General features: G+C 28.9%; 16 protein-coding genes and 1 tRNA gene. 13 read left to right on the plus strand and 4 right to left on the minus strand.

The genetic code is table 11. From position 1 onward, the window contains the following. Positions 1 to 26: 26 nt before the first annotated feature. The gene (locus B2989_RS04215) at positions 27 to 1,076 is read right to left on the minus strand and encodes a response regulator (RefSeq protein WP_292944624.1); all 1,050 of its coding nucleotides are present in this window, start codon (positions 1,074 to 1,076) and stop codon (positions 27 to 29) included. After that, positions 1,076 to 2,212, minus strand: coding sequence for a PAS domain-containing sensor histidine kinase (locus tag B2989_RS04220; RefSeq protein WP_292944627.1), 1,137 nt, complete (start codon positions 2,210 to 2,212; stop codon positions 1,076 to 1,078). Before B2989_RS04220 ends, B2989_RS04215 begins: the two co-directional genes overlap by 1 nt. Positions 2,213 to 2,344: 132 nt before the next feature. Between B2989_RS04220 and B2989_RS04225 the strand changes: the two genes are divergently transcribed. The 9 genes from B2989_RS04225 to B2989_RS04265 all read left to right on the plus strand — a co-directional run bounded on the left by B2989_RS04225 (position 2,345) and on the right by B2989_RS04265 (position 8,614). Continuing rightward, on the plus strand, positions 2,345 to 2,728 hold the full coding sequence (locus B2989_RS04225; protein WP_292944630.1) for a hypothetical protein: 384 nt from the start codon (positions 2,345 to 2,347) through the stop codon (positions 2,726 to 2,728). Then, positions 2,725 to 3,804 (plus strand): efflux RND transporter periplasmic adaptor subunit, encoded by a 1,080-nt coding sequence (locus B2989_RS04230; protein WP_292944633.1) that lies wholly within the window; start codon positions 2,725 to 2,727, stop codon positions 3,802 to 3,804. Before B2989_RS04225 ends, B2989_RS04230 begins: the two co-directional genes overlap by 4 nt. After that, on the plus strand, positions 3,804 to 5,066 hold the full coding sequence (locus tag B2989_RS04235; protein ID WP_292944636.1) for an ABC transporter permease: 1,263 nt from the start codon (positions 3,804 to 3,806) through the stop codon (positions 5,064 to 5,066). The genes B2989_RS04230 and B2989_RS04235 overlap by 1 nt, the downstream gene beginning before the upstream one ends. A 2-nt stretch (positions 5,067 to 5,068) precedes the next feature. Beyond that, the gene (locus B2989_RS04240) at positions 5,069 to 5,743 is read left to right on the plus strand and encodes an ABC transporter ATP-binding protein (RefSeq protein WP_292944639.1); all 675 of its coding nucleotides are present in this window, start codon (positions 5,069 to 5,071) and stop codon (positions 5,741 to 5,743) included. An 82-nt stretch (positions 5,744 to 5,825) separates the two neighbouring features. Next, positions 5,826 to 6,038, plus strand: coding sequence for a hypothetical protein (locus B2989_RS04245; RefSeq protein ID WP_292944642.1), 213 nt, complete (start codon positions 5,826 to 5,828; stop codon positions 6,036 to 6,038). Further along, positions 6,039 to 6,929: a J domain-containing protein gene (locus B2989_RS04250; RefSeq protein ID WP_292944645.1), complete on the plus strand. Its 891-nt coding sequence runs from the start codon at positions 6,039 to 6,041 to the stop codon at positions 6,927 to 6,929. Positions 6,930 to 6,931: 2 nt separating this feature from the next. Beyond that, positions 6,932 to 7,228, plus strand: coding sequence for a chaperone modulator CbpM (locus tag B2989_RS04255; protein ID WP_292944648.1), 297 nt, complete (start codon positions 6,932 to 6,934; stop codon positions 7,226 to 7,228). A 7-nt stretch (positions 7,229 to 7,235) separates the two neighbouring features. Continuing rightward, positions 7,236 to 8,144 (plus strand): mechanosensitive ion channel family protein, encoded by a 909-nt coding sequence (locus tag B2989_RS04260; RefSeq protein WP_292944651.1) that lies wholly within the window; start codon positions 7,236 to 7,238, stop codon positions 8,142 to 8,144. Positions 8,145 to 8,149: 5 nt separating this feature from the next. Further along, positions 8,150 to 8,614 (plus strand): pyridoxamine 5'-phosphate oxidase family protein, encoded by a 465-nt coding sequence (locus tag B2989_RS04265; protein ID WP_292944654.1) that lies wholly within the window; start codon positions 8,150 to 8,152, stop codon positions 8,612 to 8,614. Positions 8,615 to 8,679: 65 nt separating this feature from the next. On the opposite strand, the gene B2989_RS04270 is transcribed toward B2989_RS04265, so the two are convergent. Further along, entirely contained in the window at positions 8,680 to 9,450 is a 771-nt protein-coding gene (locus tag B2989_RS04270) for an RNA polymerase sigma factor (protein ID WP_292944657.1), read from the minus strand. A 208-nt stretch (positions 9,451 to 9,658) separates the two neighbouring features. On the opposite strand from B2989_RS04270, the gene B2989_RS04275 reads away from it, so the two are divergent. Both B2989_RS04275 and B2989_RS04280 read left to right on the plus strand, forming a co-directional pair. Next, on the plus strand, positions 9,659 to 11,035 hold the full coding sequence (locus tag B2989_RS04275; protein ID WP_292944660.1) for a sugar porter family MFS transporter: 1,377 nt from the start codon (positions 9,659 to 9,661) through the stop codon (positions 11,033 to 11,035). A 256-nt stretch (positions 11,036 to 11,291) separates the two neighbouring features. Then, positions 11,292 to 12,035, plus strand: coding sequence for a hypothetical protein (locus tag B2989_RS04280; RefSeq protein WP_292944663.1), 744 nt, complete (start codon positions 11,292 to 11,294; stop codon positions 12,033 to 12,035). A 134-nt stretch (positions 12,036 to 12,169) separates the two neighbouring features. On the opposite strand, the gene B2989_RS04285 is transcribed toward B2989_RS04280, so the two are convergent. Continuing rightward, positions 12,170 to 12,254 (minus strand) — tRNA-Ser (locus B2989_RS04285). Between the two features lie 206 nt (positions 12,255 to 12,460). On the opposite strand from B2989_RS04285, the gene B2989_RS04290 reads away from it, so the two are divergent. Together B2989_RS04290 and B2989_RS04295 are read left to right on the plus strand one after the other, a co-directional pair. Then, positions 12,461 to 13,093 carry an NAD(P)H-dependent oxidoreductase gene (locus tag B2989_RS04290; RefSeq protein WP_292944666.1) on the plus strand — a complete coding sequence of 211 codons (633 nt, stop codon included), beginning with the start codon at positions 12,461 to 12,463 and terminating at the stop codon, positions 13,091 to 13,093. Between the two features lie 67 nt (positions 13,094 to 13,160). After that, positions 13,161 to 13,628: a thioredoxin family protein gene (locus B2989_RS04295; RefSeq protein ID WP_292944669.1), complete on the plus strand. Its 468-nt coding sequence runs from the start codon at positions 13,161 to 13,163 to the stop codon at positions 13,626 to 13,628. Positions 13,629 to 13,636 lie beyond the last annotated feature (8 nt).

Genomic DNA, 13,636 nt, shown 5'->3' on the forward strand with positions numbered 1-13,636 from the left:
CATATACCCTTTATTTAATAAGGCTATTAGTTAACTTCTTTAAGTTTTTCGATATCAATAATTTTAATGTTTCGACCTTCAATTTCTATTAATCCTTGTTTTTTAAAGGATGAAATAGTCCTAATTAAGGTCTCTGTTGCTATTCCAGCTACACTTGCTAAATCGTTTCTAGAAATTTTAATGGGCTCTTTAGGTTTGCAATTTAATTTGTCCGCAAATTTTAAAATTGTAGTTGCTGTTTTTTTGTAAACAGAACTGTAAGCCATTTCTAATAATTGATTTTTTACACCAGAAATATCATCTGTAAGTAATTGTATTAACTCTAAAGTTAATTTGTGATTGGTATTTAAAATATTGGTTAATTCGTTTTTTGAAAGCCCAACTAATGATGTCTCACTTATAGTTGTTGCGGTTTCTTGATATGGTATGTTTTGTGTAAAAGAGGTATAGCCAAACAAGTCGTCTTCTTTATGTAAAGCAGTGGTCAGCTCTTTTCCTTTTTCGTCTAATTTATGGCATTTTACTATACCTTTAAGTATTAAATAAACGTAGTTAGAGTTTTGACCTTCTTTGTAAATCTGCTCATCTTTACCATAATCAAACAGGTCTCCATTATCATCAAAAAAGTTTTTTAAGTCATTTAAATTTCTAAGCGTATCTGTTTTATCTGATTCAGGGTTTTGGGCTTCACGACGATCTTTTAAAATAGCAGCTTTAGCCAATCTACTTTCTATAGCGCTTATTATTTCATCCTCTTCAAAGGGTTTTTTAATATAGTCATCTGCACCTAAATCCATACCTTTTCTTACATCTTGTCTTTCGGTTTTTGCACTTAAAAAAATAAAAGGAATGTGCATAGTTTTTTCTTGCTTAGACAAGCCATCTAATACACCATATCCATCTAGTTCTGGCATCATTATATCGCAGATAATAATGTCTGGTGTGTTTGTTATTGCAGCTTCTAATCCTAATCTTCCGTTTGATGCAGTAGTCACGTGGTAGTCAGAAAGCTCTAAAAGTTCTTTAGTGTTTTCTCTTAAAACAGCGTCATCTTCAATTAAAAGTATGGTTTTCATTAGTTTGGTTGGTTTGGTATGGTAATGGTAAATGTGGAACCTATATTTTCTTCACTTTCAAAACCTATTGTTCCTCCTAAGTTTTCTAAATGTGTTTTTACAATATTTAATCCTATTCCTGTGCCTTGATTTAACAGCGCATTTTCAGCCCTAAAATAACGATTAAAAATGTTTTTTTGATCGTTTTCTGGAATTCCAATTCCGTTATCAATAATTATAAAAGTTGTATTGATTGGATCTTGTTTTACTTTTAACTGAATGGTAGTATTTTCTGGCGAATATTTAATGGCATTATGCACTAGATTAGACAATGCTAATTCCAAAGTTTTCTCATCTTGAATTAGTGACATATCATCAATATCTTCTGGATAATTTATTTTTTGACCTTCTTTTAAAAGCATATTTGCATTATAAATAACTTCATTTATAACCTTACTTAATCTAAACTCTGTAAACCTATAATTTACTTTTCCAGATTCAAGTTTTTCTACAGATAAAAAGTCATTTAAAATATTATTAAGGTAGTGTACTTTACTATTAATGGTATTTATATGCTTGTCTCGTTTATCTTGTTGTTCTGCTAATTTGTATTTGCTTAGTAGCATAGACGAGGTTAAAATTCCGGTTAAAGGTGTTTTAAACTCATGCGAAACAAGAGATAGAAACTTTGTTTTTAAATCATTTAATTCTTTTTCTGTAGCTAAAGCTTCGGTAAGTTGTTTTGTGCGTTCGATAACTGTTTTTTCAAGTTTATCGGTATAATTTTTACGTTCTGTAATATCAATAGCCAATGCCATTACATATTTTTTTTCAGAGACATTAAATGGATTTAAACCAACTTCAACAGGAAAAGTACTGCCATCTTTTCTTGCAGCAAAAAGTGCGCGTCCTTTACCCATGGTACGTTTTTCGCTGTTTTTATAATAGTTATCAAAATGCTGTCCATGACCTTTATGGTAGGTCTTAGGTATTAAAGTTTCTAGTGGTTTGTTGTTTAACTCATCTTTTTCATAGCCAAACATCTCTTCAGTGGACGAGTTTACAGCTATAATAATTTGGTTTTCGTCCACTATCAAAATACCTTCAGATATGGCTTCAGATAGTATTTCAAAAACATCTTGATTAGTTTTAAGCATACAGTGTTTTAAGCGTATTTATTAATGAAAATAAAATTACAAAAAAAAGTGGGAGTGCTCTACTTTTTGATGATTTATATCATGAAATAAGTTAAAGATTCGGCTTAATTTTCCGGTGTAATATTTTTGAATATGAAAAATGAAGATCATACCCTGAAACTATTTTATCAAAACCTTGGTAAGTTGTTTTACGCTATTGCTTGTATAGATGGGACAATTGAAGTTGATGAAATTAACGCCTTAAAATTTACAGTAGAAAAGGAATGGAAATTAACCGAAGATACATTTACAATCATTGATAGTTTTAGTTGGTTACATAGGGATCATGATTACAATGCAGACACCTGTTTTAAAAGTTTTTTGAATTTTATGAACACTAACAAAACGCTATTTACTGAATCACGAAAAGCATTAATAGTAAAAACAGCAAATGCAGTAGCAAGTAGTTTTTCTAATCGTAATAAATCAGAATTAATGCTGTTAGCTAAATTAGATATTGAATTAAAAAAAATATGAAAAATCTTGTATTAATAGGTCTTGTTTTATTGCTTTTATCTTGCAATAGTAAAACAGAAAAGATGTTTCCGATAGCTCAGGATTTAACCCAATCTGTATACACGTCTGTAACAATACAACCGGATAGTCTATATCAAGCGTATGCTATTGTTGCTGGTATTTTAGATAAAAATTTTGTTGAAGAAGGTGATGTTGTTAAAAAAAGCCAAGCGATTGCTCAAATAATAAATAATGCACCAGTTTTAAATACACAAAATGCTAAACTGTCTTTAGATTTAGCAAAGGAAAATTATAATGGGAGTGCAGCTATTTTATCAGGGATTAAAGATGAAATTGAAGCAGCAAATTTGAAGTATAAAAACGATTCGATTAACTTTTTTAGACAGCAAAACCTTTGGACACAAAATATAGGCTCTAAAGCCGATTTTGATGCAAAACAACTTAACTATCAACTGTCACAAAATACTTTAACATTACTTAAAAATAAATATTACCAAACTAAAAATCAATTAAATACAAGTGTAAAACAAGCGCAAAATAATTACCAAACGTCTTTAATTAGTACTAAGGATTTTACAGTAAAAAGTGCTGTAAATGGTAAAGTTTACGCGCTTTATAAATCCTCTGGCGAGTTGGTTAATACCATGGAACCTGTGGCATCTATTGGAAGTGCTACAACTTTTATTATTGAAATGTTAGTGGATGAAGTGGATATTGTAAAAATTGTGAAAAATCAAGATGTATTAATTACACTAGATGCGTACACAGGAAAAGTATTAGAAGGTAAGGTGTATAAAATATATCCTAAAAAGGACGAACGTAATCAAACATTTAAAGTCGAAGCCATTTTTGTGAATCCTCCGGAAGTGTTATATCCAGGACTATCAGGAGAAGCTAATATTGTAATCTCTAAAAAAGAAAACGTGTTAACCATTCCAAGAAATTACCTGATTAATAGTAACCAAGTAAAAACAGCAGAGGGTTTAATTACCATCAAAACAGGTTTAGAAAACATGGAATTTGTGGAGGTTATTGATGGAATTACTAAAGAAACCTACATCTATAAACCAGAATAATGGTAAACTGGACCATCATATTAAATATTGCAAAAACGCATTTGCTAACTAAATTTAAGCAAACTGCAATTGCAGCCTTAGGTGTTACTTTTGGTATTGGAGCGTATATAACTTTAGTTAGTTTTATGACAGGTTTAAATGCTATGTTAGACGATTTAATTTTAAATCAAACACCACATATTCATGTTTATAATGAGATTGAACCCTCTAAAAAACAACCTGTAGAGCTTTACGATGCTTTTAAAAATAGCATTAACGTAGTACATTCTATTAAACCAAAATTAAGTCAGAAAAAAATACACAATGCGTTACCTATTATTAAATTTTTAAATGAAAAGGAAGACGTAAAAGGTGCCATTCCGCAAATTAAAACGCAAATATTTTATATTTCAGGATCCATTGAAATTGCTGGTAATATTACTGGTATCCAACCTGTAGAGGAGGCACGACTATTTAACTTTAGAGATTATATTATTGAAGGCGCTCCAGAAAAACTAAAAAATACAGAAAACGGAATTTTATTGGGTTCTGGAATAGCAAAAAAAATGTCCTTACAATTAGGAGATCGAGTGCAAGTTAGTACAATAAAGGGTGACATTTTTCCTTTAAAAATTGTTGGAATTTATCAAAGTGGTGTTGCAGATATTGATGCTATTCAAAGTTTTGTAAACCTTAAAACAGTCCAACGGATTTTAGGAGAAGCCGAGAACTATATTACAGATATTAATGTCAAGCTTTTTGATATTGATAAAGCTTTACCATTATCCAAAAAAATAGAGCAACAATTTAATTTAACTGCTATTGATATTAACACAGCAAATGCTCAGTTTGAAACAGGAACAACCATTAGAAACCTAATTACCTACGCTGTATCAATAACGTTATTAATAGTTGCAGGTTTTGGTATTTATAACATTTTAAATATGCTTATTTATGAGAAAATGAATGATATAGCTATTTTAAAAGCCATAGGGTTTTCAGGAAAAGATGTACAGTATATTTTTATGAGTCAAGCTATGATTATTGGTCTAGTTGGTGGTGTTTTAGGGCTATTAATAGGATTTGTTTTTACTAACATAATTAGTACAATTCCGTTTAAAACAGAAGCTTTGCCAACCGTAGATACTTATCCAATAAATTTTAATGGTTGGTTTTATATTATAGGTATTGTATTTGCTATGATATCTACCTTTTTTGCTGGTTACTTACCATCCCGAAAAGCTAAAAAAATAGATCCAGTTAAAATAATAAGAGGTCAATAATTATGAAAACAGTTCTGGAAGCAAAAAACATAAATAAATACTTTAAAAAGCCTGTGCTTTTTCATGTTTTAAAAGATATTAATTTTAAAATTAAAGAAGGCGAATTTGTTTCCATAATGGGAAAATCTGGTTGCGGTAAGTCTACGTTATTATACATTTTGTCTACCATGGATTCAGACTATGAAGGTGATTTATATTTAAATAACGATTTATTAACAGGTGATAGTCCTAATAAATTATCTTATGTAAGAAATAAACATATAGGCTTTGTGTTTCAGTTTCATTATTTGCTTTCCGAATTTACAGTGCTAGAAAACGTAATGCTTCCAGCTAAAAAATTAGGAGAAAAAAGTTTAAAAGAGATTGAAAAAGATGCACTAGAAAAATTAAGAATTTTAAATATCCAACATTTAGCTTATAAACGTGCTTCTCAAGTTTCTGGTGGCGAAAAACAACGTGTAGCAATAGCTAGAGCACTTATAAATAATCCGTCTATAATTATGGGAGACGAGCCAACTGGTAATTTAGATAGTCATAATGCAGATAACGTGTTTAATATTTTTAAAAAACTAAGTGTAGAAGAAAACCTTTCATTATTAATCGTAACACATGATACGGATTTTGCAAATCGAACAGATCGGATAATCACTATGGAAGATGGTCAAATAATTAGCTAATTATTAATGCCTTAAAACTGATTTTAATCATATTATTCTTGTAACTTTAAGAGTAAATTTATTGTTATTAAATAAGTTAGGTATGAAAACAAAGCAAGAGCTATTAACGCAAATCACACAATTAACATCTAATATAGAAACCAATTATCCAGAATTGTACACCTTTTTATTGGAAGAACCAATTACGATTCCTTCTGAAAAACATCCACATATTGATATTCCAGAATTACAGGACTATTTAAACACCTTAAAACAGGAGCTTAAACACCACATAGAAAATCATAAAACTAAATAAATGGCAGTTATAGATTATTATAAAACGTTGGGTATTGCCAAAACAGCTTCGGATAAGGATATAAAAAAAGCTTACAGAAAACTAGCTCGTAAGTTTCATCCAGATTTAAATCCAAACGATAAAGAAGCTGAAAAAAAATTTAAGGAGATTAATGAAGCCAATGAGGTATTAAGCAATCCGGAAAATCGTAAAAAATACGATCAATATGGAGCGCATTGGCAAAATGCTGAAGCCTATGAGCAGGCAAAACAGCAACAGCAACAACAAAGAGCATATCAAGGACAAGCAGGAAATTCTGGTAGTTATAGCGAACAAGATTTTGAAGATATGTTTGGTAGTATGTTTGGTGGTCAAGCATCTGGAAGACAAAGAAACACTAGATTTAGAGGTCAAGATTTTAATGCAGAGCTTCATTTAGATTTAAAAGATGTTTATACGGATCATAAACGCACACTTACTGTTAATAATAAAAACATCAGAATCACCATTCCTGCTGGAGTAGAAAATGGACAAACCATTAAAATTAAAGGTCATGGAGGTAAAGGGGTTAATGATGGACCAAATGGTGATTTATACATTCAGTTTTCTATTCAAAATCATTCAAAATTTAAAAGAGATAAAGATAACCTTTACACAACTGTAGATTTAGACTTATACACTGCTATGTTAGGTGGAGATTTAATGGTGGATACTTTTAATGGTAAAGTAAAATTAACGGTTAAACCAGAAACTCAAAACGGAACAAAAGTTAAGTTAAAAGGTAAAGGGTTTCCTAAGTATAAAAAAGCAGAACAGTTTGGAGATTTATATATAACCTATCAAATAAAAACACCGACAAACCTTACAGATAAAGAGAAAGATTTATTTACCCAACTTCAAAAATTAAGATAATTATGGAAGTAACAGATTTAATTTCTATAACAACTTTTTGTACGCATTACAACGTGCCTACAACGTTTATAAATGATTTAAAAGATTATGAACTAATTGAAATTGTGGTTTCAGATAATGATAATTACATTAAAATAACACAAATTAGTGAGGTTGAAAAATTGATGCGTTTACACTTTGATCTTAATATAAATTTAGAAGGTTTAGATGCAGTTTATAATTTATTACAACGTGTAGAGGACATGCAAAATCAAATAACATCGCTTAATAATAAACTAAGATTATACGAAGATTTATAGTTGAATAATGGAGAAAATAAATCAATGGTTTTTAGAGTATCCACTATTGCAAAGTATAATTAAATATGTTGTAATAGTTGTTTTTGTATTGCTTTGCGTACAATTTATTAGACGCTTTTTAAAAAAGAATATTGCTAATACTTCTGTTAGATATAAATCTCAAAAAGGGATTGAGCTAATAGGTTATTTTCTGTTAGCCTTTATTACAGTTTTATACTTTACAGGAAGCATTAAAGATTTTACAGTTACGCTAGGTTTATTGTCTGCTGGATTAGCATTTACATTGCAAGAATTAATTTTAAGCATTGCAGGATCCGTGTATATTTTTGTTGTAAAAGTGTATGAACCAGGAGACAGAATAGAAATTAACGGAATCAAAGGAGACGTCATTGATGTAGATAGTATTTATACCACAATGATGGAAATTGGGCAATGGGTAGAAAGTGATAATTATACAGGCCGAATTGTAAAATTAAGTAATGCATTTGTCTTTAAAGGACCTGTTTATAACTACTCTAAAGATTTTCCATTTATTTGGGACGAGTTTAATTTGCCAATACGTTATGGTTCTGATATTGATTTAGCAAAATCCATAATTATAAAAGCAGCAACAACAACATTAGCAGAATATACAAAAGCATCTAAAGATCAATGGAAAGAAGTCGTTAATAAATATTATATAGAAGATGCAATGGTAGAGCCTACTTTAGCAACCACACTAACAGATAATTGGATTAAATTTAATTTAAGATATATCGTAGATTATAAAAAACGAAGAATAACAAAACACATATTAAATGATTTAATTAGGACAGAAATTGAAGCAACCAATGGTAAAGTTGTTTTAGCTTCTCAAACTATTGAGTTAATTAAAATACCTGATTTAAAAGTAGAAACAAACACTAAAAAACACTAAGCATTATGTTTAAAAATCTAGAAGAAAAAGAAATAGAATACATTTTAGAAAACAATTATATTGGACAATTAGGTTATATATATAACAATACTCCGTTTGTAATCCCAATAACCTATTTTTTTGACAAAGAAAAGCATGCAATTATATGTTACTCTGGAGATGGTCATAAAATGAATGCTATGCGTAAAAATCCAACAGTGTCAATATTAGTTTCTGATGTAGAAAATGTTACTAATTGGAAATCTGTATTAGTACACGGTAAATTTGAACAACACTTTGGTAGTGATGCTAAAGCCTATTTGCATAAATTTTCTTTGGGAATAAAAGATATTATTTTAGAAAAAGAACATAGTAAAGCTAACTTTATAAGTGATTTTTCTAGTAAAATTTATAAGGATGATATTCCTGCTGTGTTTTTAATTAATATAGAAGCTATAACAGGAAAAAAAAGATTAGACTTTAAAGCTTAATATTAAAATAGAATATAAAAAAAGAGCTATTTATTAATAGCTCTTTTTTTTAAATTAAAATCGGATTAATTATTTAAATACCTATTAAATAAGCTAATTTGTAAAGCTTTTTTAGCATCGCTAAATAATTTTTTAACCTCAGTTATAGATAGTTTTCTAACTACTGCAATCTCTTCAAAGGATAAATGCTCATTAGTAAATAACTCAAAAACTTGACGCATTGCATTTGGTAAATTTCCAACAACAAAAGCTGTGTGTTTTTTTGATTCATCTTGTTTTAAATGTTTATCAATTTTATTAATAAAATCGACTTCATTCTCTTCAATAAAAATAGGTTTTAATTCGTAGTCATTATGATTGTAAGAGCTATCAGACAACTCCTCAATTAGCAATAAATCACCATCTGCATCCTTAGTATATTTTTCTTCCATAGCATCCCATTCAGGTTTAGAATAGGTGTCAATATTTTTAAAAAAGAAGTCATTAAATTCTTCTTCAACTTTAATGTCTTCCATTATTTGATCGACTTTTAAGTACAACCAAGCATAAAAGTCTTTTTCATGTTTAACGTCTTCAATATGATCGTAAATTTCTATAAAAAGTTGATCTATTATATCATCACCTTTATATTTTCCTTTGGAAAAATGTCCTTGACTAATGTACACATTAAGTTGTCTATTAATGTAATTCCGTAAAACAGGTAATATTTTTAAAACTAAATTATTAAAGGCGTCTTTATCACCTTCATTTTTAAATTGAAGAAGATTAGAATGTGATTGTTTAACAAATAATCTAAATTCATTTTTACTTTGATAATACTTGATATTTGTATTCATAATAATAATAATAATAATAATAAGTTTACTATAAAATTACTTAAAATCTATACATTAAAACATGATATTAATCACATAAAATAATCTGTTAAGATTACTTTAATAATACATTGCTTACAATTAAAAAATACTAACCATACAAAAACCAAACATGTTGAATTTATTATCAATTTAATAGTATATTTATTGACTAACAAAAATTATTTAAATGAAAAAAAGTGTTTTCTTACTTCTAATTGCAGCTGTATCAGCATTAGGAGGTTTATTATTTGGTTATGATACAGGTGTTATAAATGGCGCTCAATATTATCTTACAGAACATTTTCAATTAAGCGATGCTTTAAAAGGATGGGTTGTTGGTAGTGCACTATTAGGTTGCTTTGTTGGAGCAATAGTAGCAGGACCATTAAGTATAAAAATAGGTAGAAAATGGTCTTTAATTATTTCGGCATTATTATTTACACTATCAGCATATGGTTCTGGTTTACCAGAAATTTTTCCACAATCAGTTAGTATGCTAGTGTTTTTTAGAATTTTAGGAGGATTAGGTATAGGTGTAGCATCTATGAATGCACCAATGTATATAGCAGAAATTGCACCTTCTAACATAAGAGGTCGTATGGTTACGTACTATCAATTAGCGATAGTTATAGGCTTTTTTGTAGTGTTTTTAGCAACTTATTATATAGGAAACAATTTAACAGTAGCTGAAAATATAGAATTTGGATGGCGTCGTATGTTTTGGTCAGAGTTAATACCAAGTGGCTTATTTTTAATACTATTATTTTTTGTGCCTAAAAGTCCAAGATGGTTAGCTTTAAAAGGAAAAGATAAAGAGGCATTAATTGTATTAGAGCAAATTAATGATGCCGAAGTAGCGTCTAAAGAGATGTTACAAATTAAAAAATCTTTAAACCAAAATAACGATGGTATTAAGGTTAGTTATTTTTCTAAAGCTATATTAATTATCATAGCAATAGGTACTGCTTTGTCTATGTTGCAACAATTTACAGGTATAAATGCAGTGTTATATTATGGTGCAGATATTTTTGAAAAAGCCTTAGGTTTTGGAAAAGAAGATGTTTTAGCACAACAAATATTATTAGCATTTGTCAACTTGGTCTTTACTTTTGTAGCCATGTTTACGGTAGATAAATTTGGACGTAAACCTTTACTGTACATAGGGTCAATAGGGATGATAATTGGATTTTTGCTATTAGGAGTTACGTTACAACAAGAAAGCGTTGGTATGTTATCATTAATTGGTGTTTTAGTTTTTATTGCATCTTTTGCTTTATCAATGGGACCTGTTGTTTGGGTATTATTGTCAGAGATGTTTCCAAATAAAATACGTAGTGTGGCTATGTCAGTAGCTGTAGCAGCACAATGGGCTGCAAATTATGTGGTTTCTCAATCTTTTCCAATGGTTATGGGAAGTGAGACTAATAACAGTGCTCCATGGAATGGCTCTTTACCTTATTTTATATTTATTGCTTTTATATTAATTATAGTGTACGTAACCTATAAATTTATACCAGAAACTAAAGGTAAATCTTTAGAAGAGATTGAAGGGTTTTGGGAGTAATGTCACTACTTATAATTTTAAAAAGCCATAACAGATTAAATGTTATGGCTTTTTTTTTATTTCAAAATCTAATAGAATAAATAGGATGGATTTTATAAAGTATTAAGTCTAATGTTTTTATCACATTTTTTGTCACAACTTTTAAGTATGTTGTATTAATAAGCTTATTTAAGAAAATTTTATTGTAATATTTAAATTATTGATGCTTAAATACACTAATTTATAGACTTAATTATAATATCTAAAACAACTTATTATGGATGATCAAATGCATTTGGCAGCTCAGTATTTAGCTGCAGCTGGAATTAGTTTTCTTGAAAAGAAAGACGACGACAGTCATACAAATTTTGGATTTAGTATAACAGATAAGTGTTTATATACGCATTCACTTTCTATAAACGAAGATGTCTTAGGTTTAGATTATGACAACTTCGCATTAGTATGGAACTCTAAAAAAGGTAAAACAAGTTTTAGTTTGGATGGTGTCTCGCATAGCACTATCCTAAAGTGGCTTTCGGATATGTCTAAAAGCAATCTTAATAAGTTGTACACCTATAAGTTTCATTATACGTTGCCATATAGTATAAATGCTAGTTACACTTTTAAATTGTCTAATTTAGATCGTCTAAAAACATTGACAGCTCAACGTGTAATGGCAGAAAAAGTTATTGAAAGTATAAAAGCATATTATAAATTGGAAGCACCTTGCAGAGTATGGCCTCATCATTTTGATACTGGTATTTATGCTAAGATACCAGATACTGATTTAACGATTGGTTTAGGACTAGCGATTCCGGATAATGTATCTAAAACCCACTATTTTTATATCTCTGGATATAAAAATGATAAAATAATTAAACCTTATAATTTTAATGAATTAACAATAGGAGAGTGGAGAACAGAAGATTTTACTGGTGCAATTTTAGAATTGTTGGACGTAAATATAAATGATGTTATATCATTTTTTAAAGAAGCTATTAAGCAATTTAAATCAAAATAGGTGTAATAAATATATCAATAACCATAAGTAAAAAGGGTAAAAGGTTTTTAAAAAAAAATATAGATCTCTGTATAATTAATAAAATCAAAAGTTGATATAATAAAAAAAGCCTTACATAAAATGTAAGGCTTTTGCGGAGAATGAGGGATTCGAACCCCCGGAGGTGTGACCCTCAACAGTTTTCAAGACTGCCGCATTCGACCACTCTGCCAATTCTCCTTGAGTGTCTCATTGGATATCCTCCAATTGCGAGTGCAAATATAGATATGATTTTAGTTATTTTCAAATAAAAAATGCATTATTTTTTAAAAAGTTGTTTATCAATATGATAACAAGTAATTAAATCTTACATTATTTAAAAATCTATAGGGTTTTATGTGTTTTGCATGATTGATAAGCTTTATTTTTGCTTAAAAAAGGATATTATGGATATAATTGAACAACTTAACTGGAGATATGCCACCAAAAGTTTTGATTCAAAAAAAATAATTGCACAAAGTGATATTAAAATTTTAACTGAAGCGTTTAATTTAACTGCAACATCGTACGGTCTTCAACCAATAAAGTTATTAGTTATAAAAGATAAAACACTACAAAAGCAATTAGTTCCTTTATCATTTAATCAAAAACAGGTGCAAGAAGCTTCTCATTTATTTGTGTTTTGCATTGATTCAAAAATGGATACACCTTTTGTTTTAGATTATTTTAATAGAGTTAAAGAACTTAGAAACACTCCTAATGAGATTTTGGATCCATTTAAAAATTTTTTAGTTCATGATTTTGATGCTAAAACTCAAATTGATAAAGAAACTTGGGCCACTAAACAAGCTTATTTAGCTTTAGGAAATTTAATGACGGTTTGTGCGTTATTAAATATAGATGCTTGTCCTATGGAAGGGTTTTCGACTAAAGATTATGATGCTACTTTAAATTTAGAAAAGTTAAATTTAAAATCTGTCCTTATTATGCCAATAGGATATAGGGCTGAAGATGATTTTATGTCTAAACTTAAAAAAGTTAGAAAACCTATTGAAGAAAGTGTAATTATTTGGAAATAGAATTTCGTGGCAAGATTATTGTTATTTCAGTAAAAAGAATATTTTTGTAAAGCTTAACACACACAATATGAAAAAATTAATATTTTTATTTGTCTTATGTATCTCTTTCGCTGTTTCTGCTCAAGAAGAAGACGAAGACATGTCAAACTTAAATTGGTTGACGGATTTAAATGAAGCAAAAACTGAGGCTATTTCATCTAAAAAACCAATATTAATTTACTTTACAGGTAGTGATTGGTGTGCACCTTGCAAAATGTTGAAAAAAGACTTTTTTAATACAGAAGCTTTTGAAGAAAAAGCAGAACAGTTTGTGTTAGTTATGATTGATATGCCAAGACGTACAGATATAATTTCTGAAGAACAACAAAAGAAAAACAATACTGTGGTTAGTAAATACAATACTAATGGAGGTTATCCAAATTTAGTGGCATTAAACGATCAATTAAATATTATAGGCGAATTATCTGGTTATACCTTTTTACGTGAAACAGACAGACATTTTGCTTTTATTGAATCTATTTTAGAAAACTACTAGTAATATAA

Source organism: Olleya sp. UBA1516 (genome assembly GCF_002323495.1).
Lineage (GTDB): Bacteria > Bacteroidota > Bacteroidia > Flavobacteriales > Flavobacteriaceae > Olleya.

Coding starts and splice junctions, on each gene's coding strand:
- B2989_RS04255 (WP_292944648.1), top strand. CDS start 6,932: ATGGAAGTAACAGATTTAATTTCTATAACAACTTTTTGTACGCATTAC.
- B2989_RS04260 (WP_292944651.1), top strand. CDS start 7,236: ATGGAGAAAATAAATCAATGGTTTTTAGAGTATCCACTATTGCAAAGT.
- B2989_RS04280 (WP_292944663.1), top strand. CDS start 11,292: ATGGATGATCAAATGCATTTGGCAGCTCAGTATTTAGCTGCAGCTGGA.
- B2989_RS04220 (WP_292944627.1), bottom strand. CDS start 2,212: ATGCTTAAAACTAATCAAGATGTTTTTGAAATACTATCTGAAGCCATA.
- B2989_RS04250 (WP_292944645.1), top strand. CDS start 6,039: ATGGCAGTTATAGATTATTATAAAACGTTGGGTATTGCCAAAACAGCT.
- B2989_RS04290 (WP_292944666.1), top strand. CDS start 12,461: ATGGATATAATTGAACAACTTAACTGGAGATATGCCACCAAAAGTTTT.
- B2989_RS04230 (WP_292944633.1), top strand. CDS start 2,725: ATGAAAAATCTTGTATTAATAGGTCTTGTTTTATTGCTTTTATCTTGC.
- B2989_RS04225 (WP_292944630.1), top strand. CDS start 2,345: ATGAAAAATGAAGATCATACCCTGAAACTATTTTATCAAAACCTTGGT.
- B2989_RS04295 (WP_292944669.1), top strand. CDS start 13,161: ATGAAAAAATTAATATTTTTATTTGTCTTATGTATCTCTTTCGCTGTT.
- B2989_RS04245 (WP_292944642.1), top strand. CDS start 5,826: ATGAAAACAAAGCAAGAGCTATTAACGCAAATCACACAATTAACATCT.
- B2989_RS04270 (WP_292944657.1), bottom strand. CDS start 9,450: ATGAATACAAATATCAAGTATTATCAAAGTAAAAATGAATTTAGATTA.
- B2989_RS04265 (WP_292944654.1), top strand. CDS start 8,150: ATGTTTAAAAATCTAGAAGAAAAAGAAATAGAATACATTTTAGAAAAC.
- B2989_RS04240 (WP_292944639.1), top strand. CDS start 5,069: ATGAAAACAGTTCTGGAAGCAAAAAACATAAATAAATACTTTAAAAAG.
- B2989_RS04275 (WP_292944660.1), top strand. CDS start 9,659: ATGAAAAAAAGTGTTTTCTTACTTCTAATTGCAGCTGTATCAGCATTA.
- B2989_RS04235 (WP_292944636.1), top strand. CDS start 3,804: ATGGTAAACTGGACCATCATATTAAATATTGCAAAAACGCATTTGCTA.
- B2989_RS04215 (WP_292944624.1), bottom strand. CDS start 1,076: ATGAAAACCATACTTTTAATTGAAGATGACGCTGTTTTAAGAGAAAAC.